Source organism: Agrobacterium sp. LAD9 (genome assembly GCF_003031125.1).
Classification (GTDB): domain Bacteria; phylum Pseudomonadota; class Alphaproteobacteria; order Rhizobiales; family Rhizobiaceae; genus Agrobacterium; species Agrobacterium radiobacter.
This window is the reverse complement of sequence record NZ_PHGS01000002.1, coordinates 102,516-118,402: the sequence shown is the minus strand read 5'-3', so window position 1 is coordinate 118,402 and position 15,887 is coordinate 102,516. Positions and strand designations below refer to the sequence as shown.

Here is a 15,887-nt window from a genome sequence, read left to right as displayed (position 1 = left end):
AAACTAATGCCGCATGACCGTTCAAAATGACAATAGCCCCCTTCTCCGGCTCGTCCGTCTCGCCAATGGCGCAGACCTCGAATTGCCGTCCTACGAAACCCGTGGCGCCGCCGGCATGGACCTGCGCGCTGCCGTGCCCACCGGTGAACCGCTTACCCTGCAACCGGGTGAACGCGCGCTGGTCCCGACCGGTTTCATCTTCGAGGTTCCGCAAGGCTACGAGGCACAAATCCGCCCCCGCTCCGGCCTCGCCATCAAGAACGGCATCACCTGCCTCAACTCTCCCGGCACGGTGGACAGCGATTATCGCGGCGAAGTGAAAGTCATTCTCGCCAATCTGGGCCAGGACGTTTTTGTCATCGAACGCGGTATGCGCATCGCGCAAATGGTGATTGCGCCGGTAACCCAGGTTATCGTGAGCGAGGTGACGGAAACCTCCCAGACGGCGCGAGGCGCCGGCGGTTTCGGCTCCACCGGCGTTTAGCCACACCGCTTGGCCGGCAAGCTGTGCGGCCCGCTTTATCAGACCCCCATCCTGCCGTTCCGGCAGGATGGGGGATGTGACCAATTGTCTTTGCCCGACGATTTCGCTATGGATCTGGCGGATTTTCCGGGAAACACGATCATGACGCTGACGACCCTTTTCGCCTATGCAACCGCCCTCTTCATCGCCGCCGCCATTCCCGGCCCCGGCATGACGGCGATCGTGGCGCGAGCTCTGGGTTCAGGCTTTCGGGAAACCTTCTTCATGGGTCTCGGACTGGTGCTGGGCGACATGATTTACCTGACCGCTGTGATCCTGGGGCTGGCCTTCGTTGCGCAAAACTTTCAGGAAGCCTTCATGGTGCTGAAATTCGCAGGCGCTGTCTATCTCCTCTATATCGCCTGGAAGCTTTGGACCGCGGGCCTGCTGCCACAGGAACTCAAGGCCAAGAAAAGCATCAGCATGCCGATGTCCTTTCTCTCCGGCCTGCTGATCACACTCGGCAATCCGAAAACCATGCTGTTTTATGTGGCGCTGGTGCCGACGCTGATCGATATCCGCATGATCGGCCCTTCGGAATATGCGACACTTCTCGCCATCACCTTCGTCGTGCTGATGGCGGTTCTCCTGCCTTATATCCTGCTTGCGGCCAAGGCGCGTAACCTCCTGAAAAGGCCGAGCGCCTTGACGATCCTCAACCGCACGGCGGCGGGTATTCTGGCGGGAACGGCGACCATGATCGCGATCCGCAGCACGTAAAACAAATTCGTGCATTTATGCGATTTATCGTGAAATTATTCCTGTAATTCAGGGATATTAGGACGAACGTTCGCTAGCTTGAGAAAGCTATTGCTCCTATTCTGCCGCTCAAATCTTGCGGTCTTTACACAGGAGAATATCATGCCCGAAGCCAGAAAGCCCGGACGCGGACGCGTCTATTCCTCTATTACGGAAACAATCGGCGATACGCCGATCGTGCGGCTCGACAAGCTGGCGAAGGAGAAGGGCGTGAAGGCCAACCTTCTCGCCAAGCTCGAATTTTTCAATCCCATCGCTTCCGTGAAGGACCGCATCGGCGTCGCCATGATCGAAGCTCTGGAAGCGCAGGGCAAGATCACCCCCGGCAAGACCACGCTGGTGGAGCCGACCTCGGGCAACACGGGTATTGCCCTCGCCTTTGCCGCTGCCGCGAAGGGCTACAAGCTGATCCTGACCATGCCTGAAACCATGTCGGTTGAACGCCGGAAAATGCTGGCCCTGCTCGGCGCCGAACTGGTGTTGACCGAAGGTCCGAAGGGCATGAAGGGCGCCATCGCCAAGGCGCAGGAACTGGCCGAGACCCTTCCCGACGCCATCATTCCGCAGCAGTTCGAAAACCCTGCCAATCCCGATATTCACCGCAAGACGACGGCGGAAGAAATCTGGAACGACACCGAAGGCACGGTCGATATTCTCGTCTCGGGCATCGGTACCGGCGGCACCATCACCGGCACGGGCCAGGTGCTGAAATCACGCAAGCCTGAAGTGAAGGTGATTGCCGTCGAGCCCGCCGACAGCCCGGTTCTTTCCGGCGGCAACCCCGGCCCGCACAAGATTCAGGGCATAGGCGCCGGTTTTGCCCCCGCCATCCTCGACACCGGCATTTATGACGAGATCGTCACCGTCACCAATGACGAGGCTTTCGAAATCGCACGTCTGGCGGCGAGGCTGGAAGGCGTGCCTGTCGGCATCTCCTCGGGTGCGGCGCTGGCGGCGGCCATCAAGGTTGGTGCGCGTGCGGAAAATGCCGGCAAGAACATCGTTGTCATCATTCCTTCCTTTGCGGAACGCTACCTTTCGACGGCGCTTTTCGAAGGCCTTGGGCTTTAAGCCAGGCTTTCAAGCGCAGCGCGACCCCGCATCCGATTAGCGAATATCCCGATGTGCCGCCGGCCCCGCTGGCGGCACAATGGTTTTTAGGCAAAGCACAAAGGGCGACCTTTTACGCCGCCGCCGTAAGCCTTTCCCCTGCGATACGATAGGACACAGCTTCCGCCACATGGATGCGGCCAACCGTCTGCTTGCCATCCAGATCGGCCAGGGTGCGGGCAACCTTGAGAATGCGATGATAACCGCGCGCGGAAAACTTCAGCCGCTCGGCGGCATCGCGCAGCAATTGCAGCCCGGACGCATCCGGCTCGGCATATTTTTCTATCAGGGTCGTCGTGCAGCGAGCGTTCGTGCGAATGGCGGCAAATCCCGCCGCCGCGTAGCGTTCCTGCTGCGCAAGGCGTGCCCGGGCGACACGCGCGGCCACCACCGCACTCGGCTCGGCCATCACGGGGCGAATGAGATCGGCGGCGGAAACAGCGGGAACGTCGATGCGGATATCGATACGGTCTAGCAACGGTCCGGAAATGCGGGCCTGATAATCGGTTACACAGCGCGGGCCTCGGGCGCAGTTGAAACCCGGCTCTCCCGCCATGCCGCACCTGCAGGGGTTCATGGCCGCAACGAGTTGGATTTCTGCCGGATAGCTGACGCGGTGATTGGCTCGTGCAATGATGCATTCGCCCGTTTCCAGCGGCTGGCGAAGCGCATCCAGCACCTGCGGCGAAAATTCCGGGAACTCATCCAGAAAAAGAACCCCGTGATGGGCAAGCGAAGCTTCGCCCGGTTTGGCGCGCAGCCCTCCGCCGATCAGCGCCGCCATGGTGGCGGAATGGTGCGGGGTGCGGAAAGGCCTGCGGTCCGACAGCTTGCCACCCGACAATTGGCCGGCGATGGAATGGACCATGGACACTTCCAGCAACTCCGCCACTTCCAGCGGGGGCAGGATGGAAGGCAAGCGGGCTGCGAGCATGGATTTACCCGAACCGGGTGGGCCGACCATCAGCAGATTATGGCCGCCAGCGGCGGCCACCTCCAGCGCGCGCCGGGCACTCTCCTGTCCCTTGATGTCAGCTAAATCAGGCAGATTAACCGGATTGGCGCGGATGGCGGGCGTCGGGCGCGCGAGAAGCTGTGCGCCGCGAAAATGATTGGCGAGTGCAATGAGACTGCGCGGGGCGAGAATATCGATACTGGCTCCGGCCCAGGCCGCTTCCGGCCCGCTTTCAGCCGGGCAGATCAGCCCCTTGCCGAGTGCATTGGCGCCGATAGCCGCCGGCAGGGCGCCCGAAACCGTACCGATGGTGCCATCAAGATTGAGTTCGCCGAGAACCACATAACGTCCCAGCATGTCTGCCGGTATCGCCCCCAAGGCAGCCATGAGGCCAAGCGCAATGGGAAGATCAAAATGCGATCCTTCCTTGGGCAAATCCGCAGGCGCGAGATTGACGGTGACTTTTTTCGCCGGCAGCGCCAGACCCGAAGCATGCAGGGCGGCCTGCACCCTCTCGCGGCTTTCGGCCACCGCCTTGTCCGGCAGGCCGACAATCTGGATGCCGACCTTTCCTGGTGCGACCATGACCTGCACCTCGACGGGCACACCCTCTATGCCCTGAAATGCAACCGTATTGACCCTTGCCACCATGGCCTGCCCCGCAAACCGGCCGCATCACCAGAGCTTCATGCCCTGTTGCGGCCACCCGCAAGCAACGTGCCACAGGGCAAAGAATAAAACAAGAACATCCAGCGAACAATTTCCCGCTGACGATGTATTTTAGTTGTATCTAGTTGTACTCATGGAACAAAGCTGGATCGGCAACAGGTCGCGTCAGAAATCCTGAGCTTCGCGCTTTTTCTCGATCGCGTCCCACAAAAGGCTTGCGACATCGGCGCCGCCGAATTTGCGTACTTCGCGAATGCCGGTCGGCGAGGTGACGTTGATTTCCGTCATATAGTCGCCAATCACGTCGATGCCGACGAAGAGGAAACCGCGCTCCCGCAAGGCGGGACCGATGCGGCGGCAGATTTCCTTCTCCCGCGCCGTCAGTTCCGTCGGTTCCGGCCGGCCGCCGGCATGCATGTTGGAGCGGGCATCGTTTTCCGCCGGTACGCGGTTGATTGCGCCCACGGGTTCGCCATCCACCAGGAGGATGCGCTTGTCGCCCTTTCGGACGTCAGGCAGATATTGCTGGGCGATGTAGGGCTCGCGGAACATCTGGCCGAACATCTCCAGAAGCGAGGAGAAATTGCGGTCGTCGCGCGCGGAATGGAAAACGCCCGCGCCGCCATTGCCATAAAGCGGCTTCAGAATGATATCGCCCATTTCATTGCGGAAGCGGGCGATTTCCTCCACGTCCTTGGTGATCAACGTCTTCGGCATCAGATCGGCGAATTCAGTGACGAAAATCTTTTCCGGCGAGTTACGGACCCAGGCGGGGTCATTGACGACAAGCGTTCTGGGGTGAATGCGCTCCAAGAGGTGGGTGGACGTGATGTAAGCCATGTCGAAGGGCGGATCCTGACGCAGATGGATGACATCCATGGTCGAGAGATCGACACGCTCCGGCTCCGACAGGGAGAAATGGTCGCCCTTGATGTCGCGCAGTTCCATCTGCTCCACCGTGGCGTAAATCTTGCCATCGCGCATGGAAAGGCGCTCAGGTGTGTAATGGAACAGCCGGTATCCGCGTGCCTGCGCCTCGAGGCTCATGGCGAAGGTGGAGTCACCGGCGATATTGATGCCGGAGACATGATCCATCTGGATCGCGACGTTCTTGATCTTCGCCATGCGCATGTTCCTCTTGCAGCATGCGGACGCTTTCCCGGCCCGCCGTGCCCATTGCCTCGCCTTTTCAAGCTTCCCTGCAGTACCGGGAGGGACCCGGAAACGCTTCAGAAAACCCTGAAGATGTAGGGCAGCGATCATTCAAAGGCAACTGCTGCAAGCGGTGGTTCGTGTGAGTTTTATTGAACCTTCACAATTCCGTTGGCGGCGCCGCACCGGCCCCGCCCACCGGAAGGTTTTGTGGGTTCAGGCCGCCAGCTTATAGGAGCGGCCGGCAAACAGCTTGTTCTTGACGCGATAGGCGAAGGCCAGCGCCTTGGGGAACGGGCGGCGCATGAAAGCGACCTTGCGGACATAATCATCCACCCGCCAGGTGGCCCATGTTCCCGCAGGAAAATAGGCGACATCGCCGACCCGCAGGATGCTGATGGAACCGTCTTCCGCGGTTACATGCACTTCGCCTTCCAGAATATAGACGGTTTCATCCCAGCCGAAGAACCAGCGGAATTCCCCCGCCGTGCAATCCCACATGGCGGTGCTGGAAGCACGGTCGCCGCTTCTGGAGTGATCCGCCGCGCGCGCCTGGGGGTTACCGGAAATGATCCAGTCCGGATTGATGGGGGCCGCCTGAAGCCGCAGATCGGTGCAGGATGCGCTGACGACAGCCTCGTCTTTTGACCGACGCAAATAGGCCGGCAATATCGGCATTGTGCGGACCGCCATGGTTGCCGCGGCAGCGAACATCATTTTGAAGGACATATTAGAAAACCCCCGTGAAATATTGGAGGTCTTCTATCATCGGGATCGTAACAAAGCGGTTTTGACAATCGGCGCAATTTTAGTCATCGCGCCGATTTCTGTGATGCGCTCAGGCCGTCGCCATCTGCGCGGGCTGCGCCGCCAGCTGCTCCGCTTTGCCGGCAATGCGCTTGCCGGTTTCGCTGGAGAAGAAATGCAGTTTTTCCGGCGCGATCGTCACGGAGAGCGCAGAGGGAACCTCGACATCCGGCGGGAAAGCAACTGTCAGGCTCTGGTCGCCGATCACGCCGTGGATGAGACGCTGCGAACCCAGTTCCTCGATATAATCGACCCGAAGCGGGAAGCCCTGTTCACCTGCCGCAGCGAGGCGGAAATCTTCCGCCCGCATGCCCACCGTTATCGGGCCGGAGGTGGGTGCAAAACCGTTGAGCGCAACGAGTGCCGGACCGACGGCAAGGCTATCGCCATGCAACTCGGCGTTCAGCAGGTTCATGGCGGGAGAGCCGATGAAACTCGCAACAAAGGTCGAGGCAGGGGTGTGGTAGACATCAAGTGGCGCGCCGATCTGTTCGATACGACCGCCATTCAGCACAACAAGACGATCGGCCAGCGTCATGGCCTCCAGCTGATCGTGGGTGACGTAAATAGAGGTGGTGCCGAGACGCTTTTGCAGACGCTTGATCTCGCCGCGCATGGAAACGCGCAGCTTGGCATCGAGGTTGGAAAGGGGCTCGTCGAACAGGAAAGCCGCCGGTTTGCGCACGATGGCGCGACCCATGGCGACACGCTGCCGCTGGCCACCGGAAAGGGCGCGCGGCTTGCGCTCCAGATAGGGTTCAAGCTGCAGCATACGCGCAGCTTCTGCCACGCGCGCATCGATTTCCGCCTTCGGTGTCTTGCGGTTCTTCAACCCGTATTCCAGGTTCTCGCGCACCGACATATGCGGGTAAAGCGCGTAGTTCTGGAACACCATGGCAATATCCCGATCGGCGGGATCGGTCTGGTTGACCACCCGGTCGCCGATCTTCACCGTGCCTTCGGAGATGTCCTCGAGCCCGGCGACCATGCGCAGCAGCGTGGACTTGCCGCAGCCGGAGGGGCCGACGAGCACGATGAACTCGCCATCCCTGATGTCGATATCGACGTGATGCACGGCGCGCACGCCGCCATGATAGTCTTTGCAGACCTGACTGATTTCTATCGCGGCCATTTCGGTTTCCTTATTTGTCGCTTTCGGTGAGGCCCTTGATGAACCAGCGCTGGAAGATCACGACGATCATCACAGGCGGCAGCATGGCCAGAACGGCAAGCGCGAAAGCTTCGTTGTAATCGGGAATTTGCGAACCGACCCAGACCTGCAGGATCGACTTGATGCCACGCATCAGGGTGAAGAATTTTTCGTCATTCGTCATCAGCATCGGCCAGAGATACTGGTTCCAACCGTAGACGAACATGATGATGAAGATCGCCGCCATCATGGTACGGGAAAGCGGGATGATCACATCGATGAAGAACTTGACCGGACCCGCACCGTCTATGCGGGCGGCTTCCAGCAATTCCTCCGGAATGGATTTGAAGAACTGCCGGAAATAGAAGGTTCCGGTCGCAGACGCCAGAAGCGGCACGATGAGGCCGGTGTAGGAATTCAGTAGACCGAGTTTGCTCATGACCTCATAGGAGGGCATGATGCGCACTTCCAGCGGAAGGAGCAGCGTGGTGAAAATGATCCAGAAGGCGAGCGTTGCAAAACGGAAGCGGAAATAGACAATCGCATAGGCGGCCGTCATCGACAGGACGATCTTGCCGACAGCAAAACCGATGCCGAGGATCAGCGAATTCAGCACCATGTTGAGGCCCGTCACCTGTCCGGTGAAACCACCCTTCTGGGTCAGGACCTTTTCGTAGGTCTCGATGAAATTGTCGCCGGGAACGATCGCCAGACCGCTGCGGTGGATTTCCGCCGCCGTGTGAGTGGACGTCATGAAGGCAACGATAACAGGCAGGATCAGAAACAGCGCGCCAATGATCAGCACCAGATGATCGAGGGGTTTTGTCTTGTACATTGGTTTTCCCTCAATTGTAGTGGATGCGCTTTTCGATGAAGCGGAACTGGATGATGGTGAGAACAAAGACGACCAGCATCAGGATGACGGACTGGGCCGAAGAGCCGCCGATGTCATTGCCGCGGAAACCGTCCAGAAACACCTTGTAGACCAGCGTGATCGGGTTGTTGGCTGCCTTGTCCTTCACCATCACGTCGATGACGCCGAACGTGTCGAAGAGCGCATAGGTGATGTTGATGATCAGCAGGAAGAAGGCCGTGGGTGCCAGAAGCGGCATGATGACAGTCCAGAACCGGCGAAAGCCGGAGCGGCAGTCGATGGAGGCGGCTTCTCGCACGGAGACCGGCACACCCTGGAGACCGGATAGGAAGAAGATGAAGTTGTAGGGGATCTGCTTCCAGACCGCGACGACGATCATGGCGAAGGCCGTATCGAAGTAATTGAGGCCGACCTTCATGTCCCAGCCGAGAAACGCAGCCATCTTCACGAAGGGGCCTATATGCTGGTCGAAAAACATCATGCCAATGAGGCCGGCGACGGGCGGCGCGATGGCATAGACGGAAATCAGCAGCGTCTTGTATGTCGAGCTGCCGCGAATGACCGCATCCGCCTTGACGGCGAGCAGCAGGCCGAGCGCCAGCGAAAAGAAAGTGACCAGCACCGTGAAGACAACCGTGAATTTGGCGATGCTGAGATATTCGGGGCTGAAGATCGCATCCGAATAATTGGCAAGTCCGACAAAGGAAGCGCCAAACCCGAACGGGTCTTCGATATAGAAAGACGAATGTATGGCCTGAACCGATGGCCAGTAGAAAAAGATGAAAATCACCGCAAGCTGCGGCGCCAGAAACAGATAGGGCACAAAGGACGAGGAGAACTGCACGCGCTTCATGCCGGCTTCTGCGGGCTTGGCGGGTTTTCCAGCCTTTGCGGACCGACCGGAGAAAAACCGGCGCGGTTGAGACGATGTATAGGCCACGCTTGCGCCTCCTTATCCAGAAGCGAGCCTCCCTTCCGTTGGAAAGGAGGCTCGACAACGGTCATTGGTTTCGAAAAGATCGATCAGCCAGCCGTCTTGGCGAAGCGGGCCAGAAGGTCGTTGCCTTCCTTCTCGATGATCTCGAAAGCAGCCTTCGGCGTGACTTCGCCGGAGAAGATGCGGTTATATTCGCGTTCCATCACGGCGCGGATCTGCGGGTAGAAGCCGAGGCGGTAACCCTTCGACCATTCGCCGCCCGGCAGCGACAGCTGCTGGATACCGACTTCCGCAACCGGCTTTTCCTTGTAGTAGCCTTCAGCCTTGGCCTTTTCGTAAGCGGCCTTGGTGATGGCGACGTAACCGGTTGCCTTGTGGTAGAAGACCTGGATTTCCGGCGAGGTCAGGAACTGGAAGAAGTCAGCCACGCACTTATTTTCGGCTTCAGACTTGCCCGACATTGCAAAGAGAGCTGCACCGCCGATGAAGGAGTTGGTGCCGGCGCCCTTGATGGAGCCCCAGTAGGGAAGGAAGGTTGCCGAGAACGGCATGGTCGCCGTCTTCTGCAGGCCGCCGAAGGAGCCCGAAGAACCGATCCAGAAAGCGACTTTACCTTCTTCGAACGGCTTCTGGTTGTCGTTCCAGCCGGCGCCATAATAGGCGAACAGGCCCTTGTCCTTCCAGTCCTTCAGCTTGTCGAACATCATGACGAGGTTCGGGTCGGTGACCTTGAGCTTGGTGTCAGTGACGCTGTCGTAACCATTGTTGTTGGTGGCGAACTGGATGTTGTTACGGGAGAAGAAGTTCTCCGTGAACTGCCAGGTCAGCTGCGACTGAACGAGCGGAATGTAACCGGCTTCCTTCAGCTTCGGCGCAACCTTCTCGAACTCTTCCCAGGTCTTCGGGGCTTCGACGCCGGCCTTCTTCAGGGCTTCGTCGTTGACATACATGATGGGAGCGGAGGAGTTGAACGGCATGCCGACAAACTTGCCGTCAGCGGCAGCGTAGAAATAACGCACGCCGTTGATGAAGGCGTCGCGGTCGAACTTGTAACCGGCCTTGTTGATGAGGTCTTCGGCAGGAATGACAGCGCCCTTGGCGTTGATGATGGTGGCAGCGCCAGCGTCAAAAACCTGGAGGATGTTCGGCTGTTCGCCAGAGCGGAAAGCAGCGATGCCGCTGGCCAGCGCTTCTTCGTAGGAGCCCTTGGAAACCGGCGTCAGAGCGCATTCCTTCTGGGCTTCGTTGAACTTCTGCGAGACTTCGTTGATGACTTCGCCGTTACGGCCGCCCATGCCGTGCCACCAGGTGATGTTGGTAGCAGCCATGGAAGACGTCGCCGAAATGCTGACGGCCACTGCGGCCATGGAAATCTTCTTCAACATTACTAAATCCTCTCCACCATTTATTGGGATGAGGATGCGAATAGAGGCGTTCCATGACGCCTCTTTGACAGTTCCATGTCAGATTTATTACAGCGGCTGGCGAAAATCTCAGTCGGCTATACGCTTTATGGGCCGAGCCGGATTTCCCACCACCGTCGCGCCCGGCAGCACATCGCGCGTCACCACCGAACCTGCGCCGACAATCGCACCGTCACCAATGGTGATGCCCGCCAGAAGGGTCGCTCCGCCGCCGATCCAGACATCTCGCCCGATCGTCACAGGCTTTGCGATTTCAATGCCTTGCGCCCGCGGCACCGGGTCCAGATGGTGTTCGGCACAATAGATCTGCACCGCAGGCCCGAGCATCGCGCCGTCGCCTATCGCAACCTTCGCGGAATCGAGAATGGTGCAGCCGGCATTGAGATAGACATTTTTGCCCAGCGTGATGTTGAAACCATAAGCGCAATGAAACGGCGCTTCAAGAAATGCGCCTTCACCGACAGAGTTAAAGAGCACGCGCAGCAGCGGTGCAATCGCCCCGCGCTCATCCGGCGGCATTGTATTGTGCTGGTGGACGGCCTTTCGTGCCCGCCAGCGCAATATATCCAGCTCCGTATCCATGCAGCTGTACCATTCGCCCGCGGCCATTTTTTCCCGTTCGGTGGACATTGTTTCCCTCCCCTCAAAAGGCGTCGATGAAATGCTGCGGCAGGCGATGCGGCAGGACCGCGACAATATCGAAACGCAGTGAAAACCGCGCGGCATCCTTGCGGCGGGCGAGCCAGAGATCGGCCGCCGCCCGGATGCGCTGCTGCGAATGGAAGCCGACAGCATCAACCGCACCGGCGCCTGAGGACCGCGCCTTGACCTCGATGATGGCAACGAGGTCCTTCTTGCGGGCGATCAGATCGATTTCCCCCAGCCGGGTGCGATAACGAATGGCGAGGATGCGATATCCCTTCAGCAGCAGATATAGTGCCGCCCAATATTCCGCAGCATGGCCGCGTCGTTCGGCTTTGCGCCTTTCATTGCTTCGCCCGTCAGCGGCCATCCGTTTCCTTCATATCCAGCAGCCTTTGATAAAGCTCCTTGCGCGGCAGGCCCGTCAGCTTCGCCGCTTCACCCGCGGCCTTGGCGGCCGACATGGTGGCGACGAGATCCTTCAGAAGCTTCTCGACATCCTCGATATCGGGGATCTCATCATAGGAGGGCGGCTCCACCAGAAGCACGATCTCGCCCTTCACCACCCGGTCGCCATCATAATAATGCGCAAGCTCGCCGAGCGTGCCACGCCGGAATTCCTCGAAAGTCTTGGTCAGTTCACGGCAGACCACGGCGCGGCGGTCGCGGCCGAGCACCTCCGACGCGACCTTGACGGAAGCACCGATACGATGCGGCGATTCAAAGAAGATCAGGGTTGCGGGGATTTTCGCCAGCGCGGCAAAACGGTCGCGCTTGCCGCGATCTTTCACAGGCAGAAAGCCTGCAAACAGGAAGGCGTCACTCGGCATGCCCGAGCCGACGAGGGCGGCAAGCGGCGCAGAAGCGCCCGGCACCGGCACGACGCGATGCCCGGCTTCAAGCGCCAGTTGACCGAGGCGATAACCGGGATCGGAAACCAGCGGCGTTCCGGCATCCGATACCAGCGCCACGGATTTTCCGGCCTCGAGAGCTGCGATGAGCTTCGGTCCCGCTTCGTTGGCATTGTGCTCGTGATAGGAGAGCGGGCGGGTGCGGATACCGTAACGTTCGAGCAGGATGCGGGTGACGCGGGTATCCTCGCAGGCGAGAACATCGGCCGAGGCCAGCGTTTCCAGCGCACGAATGGTGATATCACCGAGATTGCCGATGGGCGTGGCCACGAGATAAAGGGCGGGCTCCAGCGGTCGTGCCGCAATGGTGGCCGTGCCGATCCTGAAGCTCTTCTTATCTCTGTTGTCGCTGTTCGATATTTCTTCCGTCACACGGCTTCCAATCATTCTGGCCGATCATTCCCGGCCGGTCGCTCCGGTTTTCCCTCTTTATGGGCAATAGAAAACCGGCGAACAAGCTCCATGGATGGTTCAAGCCTGTGGATCATGCTGTATAGCAGCAAAATGAGCGGCGGCAGACGCACTCGGCTCTTGCATTTTCTGCAATAACTCTGCCATTTTGCCCGTCCACATTGTCCGGCTTTGCGGCCGGTGAAGACTCTTCTTGCCGATCCGGCGGTGGCCGGTTCGCAACGGTTGAAAGCGGTAGCGTCCATGCGTATTACTCTTGAGCGGTCGAACCTTCTGAAATCGCTGAACCACGTCCACCGGGTTGTCGAGCGTCGCAACACGATCCCGATCCTGTCCAACGTCCTCCTGCGCGCATCCGGCGCCAATCTGGACATGAAGGCGACCGACCTCGATCTGGAAATCACCGAAGCGACCCCGGCCATGGTGGAGCAGGCGGGCGCCACCACCGTGCCGGCGCACCTGCTTTATGAAATCGTGCGCAAGCTGCCTGACGGTTCCGAGGTGCTTCTGGCGACCAACCCGGACGGCTCCTCGATGACCGTTGCCTCCGGCCGCTCGAAGTTCTCGCTGCAATGCCTTCCGGAGACGGATTTTCCCGACCTGACCGCCGGCACCTTTAGCCACACCTTCAAACTGAAGGCGACCGACCTGAAGATGCTGATCGACCGGACGCAATTTGCGATTTCGACCGAAGAGACGCGTTATTACCTGAACGGCATTTTCTTCCACACCATTGAAAGCAATGGCGACCTGAAGCTGCGCGCCGTCGCCACCGACGGTCACCGTCTGGCGCGCGCCGATGTGGATGCGCCCTCCGGTTCCGAAGGCATGCCTGGCATCATCATTCCGCGCAAGACCGTCGGCGAGCTGCAGAAGCTGATGGACAATCCGGAACTGGAAGTCACCGTCGAAGTCTCGGATGCGAAAATCCGCCTGACCATCGGTTCGGTCGTTCTGACCTCGAAGCTGATCGACGGCACCTTCCCCGATTACCAGCGCGTGATCCCGACCGGCAATGACAAGGAAATGCGCGTCGATTGCCAGACTTTCGCGCAGGCTGTCGACCGCGTCTCGACCATTTCTTCCGAGCGCGGCCGCGCCGTCAAGCTCGCGCTCACCAATGGCCAGCTGACGCTGACCGTCAACAACCCGGATTCGGGCAGTGCGACGGAAGAAGTGGCCGTCGGTTATGACAATGATTCGATGGAAATCGGCTTCAATGCCAAATATCTCCTCGACATCACCTCGCAGCTTTCCGGCGACGACGCGATTTTCCTGCTGGCCGACGCCGGCTCGCCGACGCTGGTTCGCGACACCGCTGGCGATGATGCGCTTTATGTTCTGATGCCGATGCGCGTTTGAAAACGCGCATTTCTCATCAGTTTCATCAAAAACGCCGGGGAACTGCTTCACCGGCGTTTTTTTGATTCGGCCGAAGAAGTTTCACGTCGAAAGCGAATTTTTCCAGTTACGACATTTTGCCTTGTTTTTGCGCCAAATGGGATCAACAGTACGTAACAGTTTTTTGATAATGACCAAAAGCATCTGAGGGAACTATGGCACTTAACCTGAAGCAACGGCTTGAACAGAAATTTGAGGAAGAAATCCGCTTTTTCAAGGGCATGGTCAGCCAGCCGAAAAAAGTCGGAGCCATTGTGCCGACGTCGTCCATCACAGCGAGAAAAATGGCGAGTGTCATCAATCCCCATTCCGGCCTGCCGGTTCTCGAACTCGGCCCCGGCACCGGCGTCATCACCAAGGCCATTCTGGCACGCGGCATCAAGCCGGAGAACCTGACCGCCATCGAATATTCGACCGATTTCTACAATCAGCTGCTCAGGAGCTATCCGGGCGTCAATTTCATCAATGGTGACGCCTTCGATCTCGATGCGACGCTTGGCGAGCACAAGGGCCAGATGTTCGACAGCGTCGTCTCCGCCGTGCCGATGCTGAATTTCCCCATGGCCGCCCGTATCAAGCTTCTCGACGAATTGCTGAAGCGCGTGCCCCACGGCCGTCCCGTCGTGCAGATATCCTACGGTCCGATCTCCCCGATCGTCGCGCAGCCGCACCTCTACCATATCCGCCATTTCGATTTTATCGTGCGCAATATTCCGCCGGCGCAATTGTGGACCTATACGCGGGCCTGATTGCCCGACAGGATAGGCAAGGCCGTCATTTCCCGGTCGCGACGAATGGTTAGGGTGTTGATTTGCCCTTTCCATCGCCTTTGAGGACCGATTGCCATGCATGCGCTCTACATCACCCATCCCCAGGTCAAGATCGATGCGGATGTTCCCGTTCCCGAATGGGGGCTTTCGGAGAGAGGGGCCGAGCGGGCACGGGAGGCGAGCCGCCTGCCCTGGGCGCGGTCATTGCGCCGCATTGTTTCCAGCGCCGAAACCAAGGCGATCGAAACCGCCCGCATCCTCGCCGAAACCTCCGGAGCGGAGATAGAGATCGTCGAGGCGATGCATGAAAATGACCGGTCTGCCACCGGCTTCCTGCCACCGCCGGAATTCGAGAAGGCGGCGGACTGGTTCTTCGCCAACCCCGAAGAAAGTTTTCACGGCTGGGAGCGCGCAATCGATGCGCAGGCGCGGATTGTCGGGGCCGTCAAAGCCGTTTTCGAGCGACACGATCCGCGGCAGCCGATCGCCTTTGTTGGTCATGGTGGCGTGGGCACGCTCCTGAAATGCCATATCGAAGGCCGTGACATCAGCCGCAGTAAGGACCAGCCGCCCGGCGGCGGCAATCTTTTCCACTTTTCCATCGCCGAATTTTCACTTGCAGCCGCGTCCCCCACATGCGACTGGACGGCGATGGAAACATGGCAGGGATAAGACAATGACCGCGCGCGAAAAACTCATCGTCGGGCTGGATGTTCCGACTGTGCAGCAGGCCGAAGACATCGTCTCGAAAATCGGCGATGAGGTTCTGTTCTACAAGATCGGTTACCAGCTGGTATTCGCCGGCGGTCTCGAATTCGCGCGTGACCTTGTGCAGAGCGGCAAGAAAGTCTTTCTCGACATGAAGTTGCTCGACATCGACAACACGGTTGCTTCCGGCGTCGAAAACATCGCCCGCATGGGCATGTCGATGCTGACCCTGCACGCCTACCCCAAAGCCATGCGCGCCGCAGTGAAGGCTGCTGAAGGTTCCGGCCTCTGCCTGCTGGGCGTCACCGTGCTGACCTCGATGGATGACGTTGATCTGGCCGAAGCCGGTTACGCCTCGGACGCCCGTTCGCTGGTGCTGCGCCGGGCGGAACAGGCGCGCGAAGCGGGCATGGGCGGCATCGTCTGTTCGGCAGAGGAATCGACCGCCGTGCGCGAAATTCTCGGTCCGGATCTTGCCGTCGTTACCCCCGGCATTCGCCCGGCCGGCGCAGATCTTGGTGATCAGAAGCGGGTGATGACACCCTACGACGCCATCAAGGCCGGCTCGAGCCATCTGGTCGTCGCCCGCCCGATCGTTCGGGCGGAAGATCCGAAGGCGGCGGCCCGCGCCATTCTTGATGACATGCTGCGCGCCAGCTTTCCGGCCAATCAGTAACGACAGGA

At 59.4% G+C, this 15,887-nt stretch carries 17 protein-coding genes; 7 read left to right on the top strand and 10 right to left on the bottom strand.

Annotated features, from left to right (window positions below; all coding sequences use genetic code 11):
* The first annotated feature begins 13 nt into the window (after positions 1 to 13).
* The 3 genes from dut (at position 14) to cysK (ending at position 2,353) form a co-directional block, all read left to right on the top strand.
* Positions 14 to 484, top strand: coding sequence for a dUTP diphosphatase (gene dut / locus DA915_RS01330; RefSeq protein WP_020812296.1), 471 nt, complete (start codon positions 14 to 16; stop codon positions 482 to 484).
* Positions 485 to 625: 141 nt separating this feature from the next.
* Complete coding sequence (locus DA915_RS01325; RefSeq protein WP_107675128.1) at positions 626 to 1,243, top strand: LysE family translocator; 618 nt, start codon at positions 626 to 628, stop codon at positions 1,241 to 1,243.
* Positions 1,244 to 1,384: 141 nt separating this feature from the next.
* Positions 1,385 to 2,353, top strand: a complete 969-nt coding sequence (gene cysK / locus DA915_RS01320; protein WP_107674957.1) for a cysteine synthase A — start codon at positions 1,385 to 1,387, stop codon at positions 2,351 to 2,353.
* A gap of 112 nt (positions 2,354 to 2,465) precedes the next feature.
* Here the strand turns inward: cysK and DA915_RS01315 are convergent, their stop codons facing one another.
* The 10 genes from DA915_RS01315 to rsmI form a co-directional block, all read right to left on the bottom strand.
* On the bottom strand, positions 2,466 to 3,998 hold the full coding sequence (locus tag DA915_RS01315) for a YifB family Mg chelatase-like AAA ATPase (protein ID WP_107674956.1): 1,533 nt from the start codon (positions 3,996 to 3,998) through the stop codon (positions 2,466 to 2,468).
* Positions 3,999 to 4,181: 183 nt separating this feature from the next.
* Complete coding sequence (gene gshB, locus DA915_RS01310) at positions 4,182 to 5,141, bottom strand: glutathione synthase (RefSeq protein ID WP_107675127.1); 960 nt, start codon at positions 5,139 to 5,141, stop codon at positions 4,182 to 4,184.
* A gap of 243 nt (positions 5,142 to 5,384) precedes the next feature.
* Entirely contained in the window at positions 5,385 to 5,897 is a 513-nt protein-coding gene (locus DA915_RS01305; RefSeq protein ID WP_107674955.1) for a cupin domain-containing protein, read from the bottom strand.
* Between the two features lie 109 nt (positions 5,898 to 6,006).
* Positions 6,007 to 7,107, bottom strand: a complete 1,101-nt coding sequence (locus tag DA915_RS01300; RefSeq protein WP_107674953.1) for a sn-glycerol-3-phosphate import ATP-binding protein UgpC — start codon at positions 7,105 to 7,107, stop codon at positions 6,007 to 6,009.
* A 10-nt stretch (positions 7,108 to 7,117) separates the two neighbouring features.
* On the bottom strand, positions 7,118 to 7,960 hold the full coding sequence (gene ugpE / locus DA915_RS01295; RefSeq protein WP_003503828.1) for a sn-glycerol-3-phosphate ABC transporter permease UgpE: 843 nt from the start codon (positions 7,958 to 7,960) through the stop codon (positions 7,118 to 7,120).
* A gap of 10 nt (positions 7,961 to 7,970) precedes the next feature.
* The gene (locus DA915_RS01290) at positions 7,971 to 8,939 is read right to left on the bottom strand and encodes an ABC transporter permease subunit (protein WP_020011090.1); all 969 of its coding nucleotides are present in this window, start codon (positions 8,937 to 8,939) and stop codon (positions 7,971 to 7,973) included.
* A gap of 83 nt (positions 8,940 to 9,022) precedes the next feature.
* Positions 9,023 to 10,321 carry an extracellular solute-binding protein gene (locus DA915_RS01285; RefSeq protein ID WP_020011091.1) on the bottom strand — a complete coding sequence of 433 codons (1,299 nt, stop codon included), beginning with the start codon at positions 10,319 to 10,321 and terminating at the stop codon, positions 9,023 to 9,025.
* 108 nt (positions 10,322 to 10,429) lie between these two features.
* Positions 10,430 to 10,990 (bottom strand): sugar O-acetyltransferase, encoded by a 561-nt coding sequence (locus DA915_RS01280; protein WP_107674951.1) that lies wholly within the window; start codon positions 10,988 to 10,990, stop codon positions 10,430 to 10,432.
* A 13-nt stretch (positions 10,991 to 11,003) separates the two neighbouring features.
* Positions 11,004 to 11,372, bottom strand: coding sequence for a YraN family protein (locus DA915_RS01275; RefSeq protein ID WP_003503837.1), 369 nt, complete (start codon positions 11,370 to 11,372; stop codon positions 11,004 to 11,006).
* On the bottom strand, positions 11,362 to 12,300 hold the full coding sequence (gene rsmI, locus DA915_RS01270) for a 16S rRNA (cytidine(1402)-2'-O)-methyltransferase (protein ID WP_107674949.1): 939 nt from the start codon (positions 12,298 to 12,300) through the stop codon (positions 11,362 to 11,364). The genes DA915_RS01275 and rsmI overlap by 11 nt, the downstream gene beginning before the upstream one ends.
* A gap of 267 nt (positions 12,301 to 12,567) precedes the next feature.
* Between rsmI and dnaN the strand changes: the two genes are divergently transcribed.
* The 4 genes from dnaN (at position 12,568) to pyrF (ending at position 15,879) form a co-directional block, all read left to right on the top strand.
* Positions 12,568 to 13,686 carry a DNA polymerase III subunit beta gene (dnaN, locus tag DA915_RS01265; protein ID WP_031233744.1) on the top strand — a complete coding sequence of 373 codons (1,119 nt, stop codon included), beginning with the start codon at positions 12,568 to 12,570 and terminating at the stop codon, positions 13,684 to 13,686.
* 194 nt (positions 13,687 to 13,880) lie between these two features.
* Positions 13,881 to 14,474, top strand: a complete 594-nt coding sequence (gene pmtA, locus DA915_RS01260) for a phospholipid N-methyltransferase PmtA (RefSeq protein WP_099085721.1) — start codon at positions 13,881 to 13,883, stop codon at positions 14,472 to 14,474.
* A 96-nt stretch (positions 14,475 to 14,570) separates the two neighbouring features.
* Positions 14,571 to 15,167, top strand: a complete 597-nt coding sequence (locus DA915_RS01255) for a histidine phosphatase family protein (RefSeq protein WP_107674947.1) — start codon at positions 14,571 to 14,573, stop codon at positions 15,165 to 15,167.
* Between the two features lie 4 nt (positions 15,168 to 15,171).
* Positions 15,172 to 15,879 carry an orotidine-5'-phosphate decarboxylase gene (gene pyrF / locus DA915_RS01250; protein ID WP_003503850.1) on the top strand — a complete coding sequence of 236 codons (708 nt, stop codon included), beginning with the start codon at positions 15,172 to 15,174 and terminating at the stop codon, positions 15,877 to 15,879.
* Positions 15,880 to 15,887 lie beyond the last annotated feature (8 nt).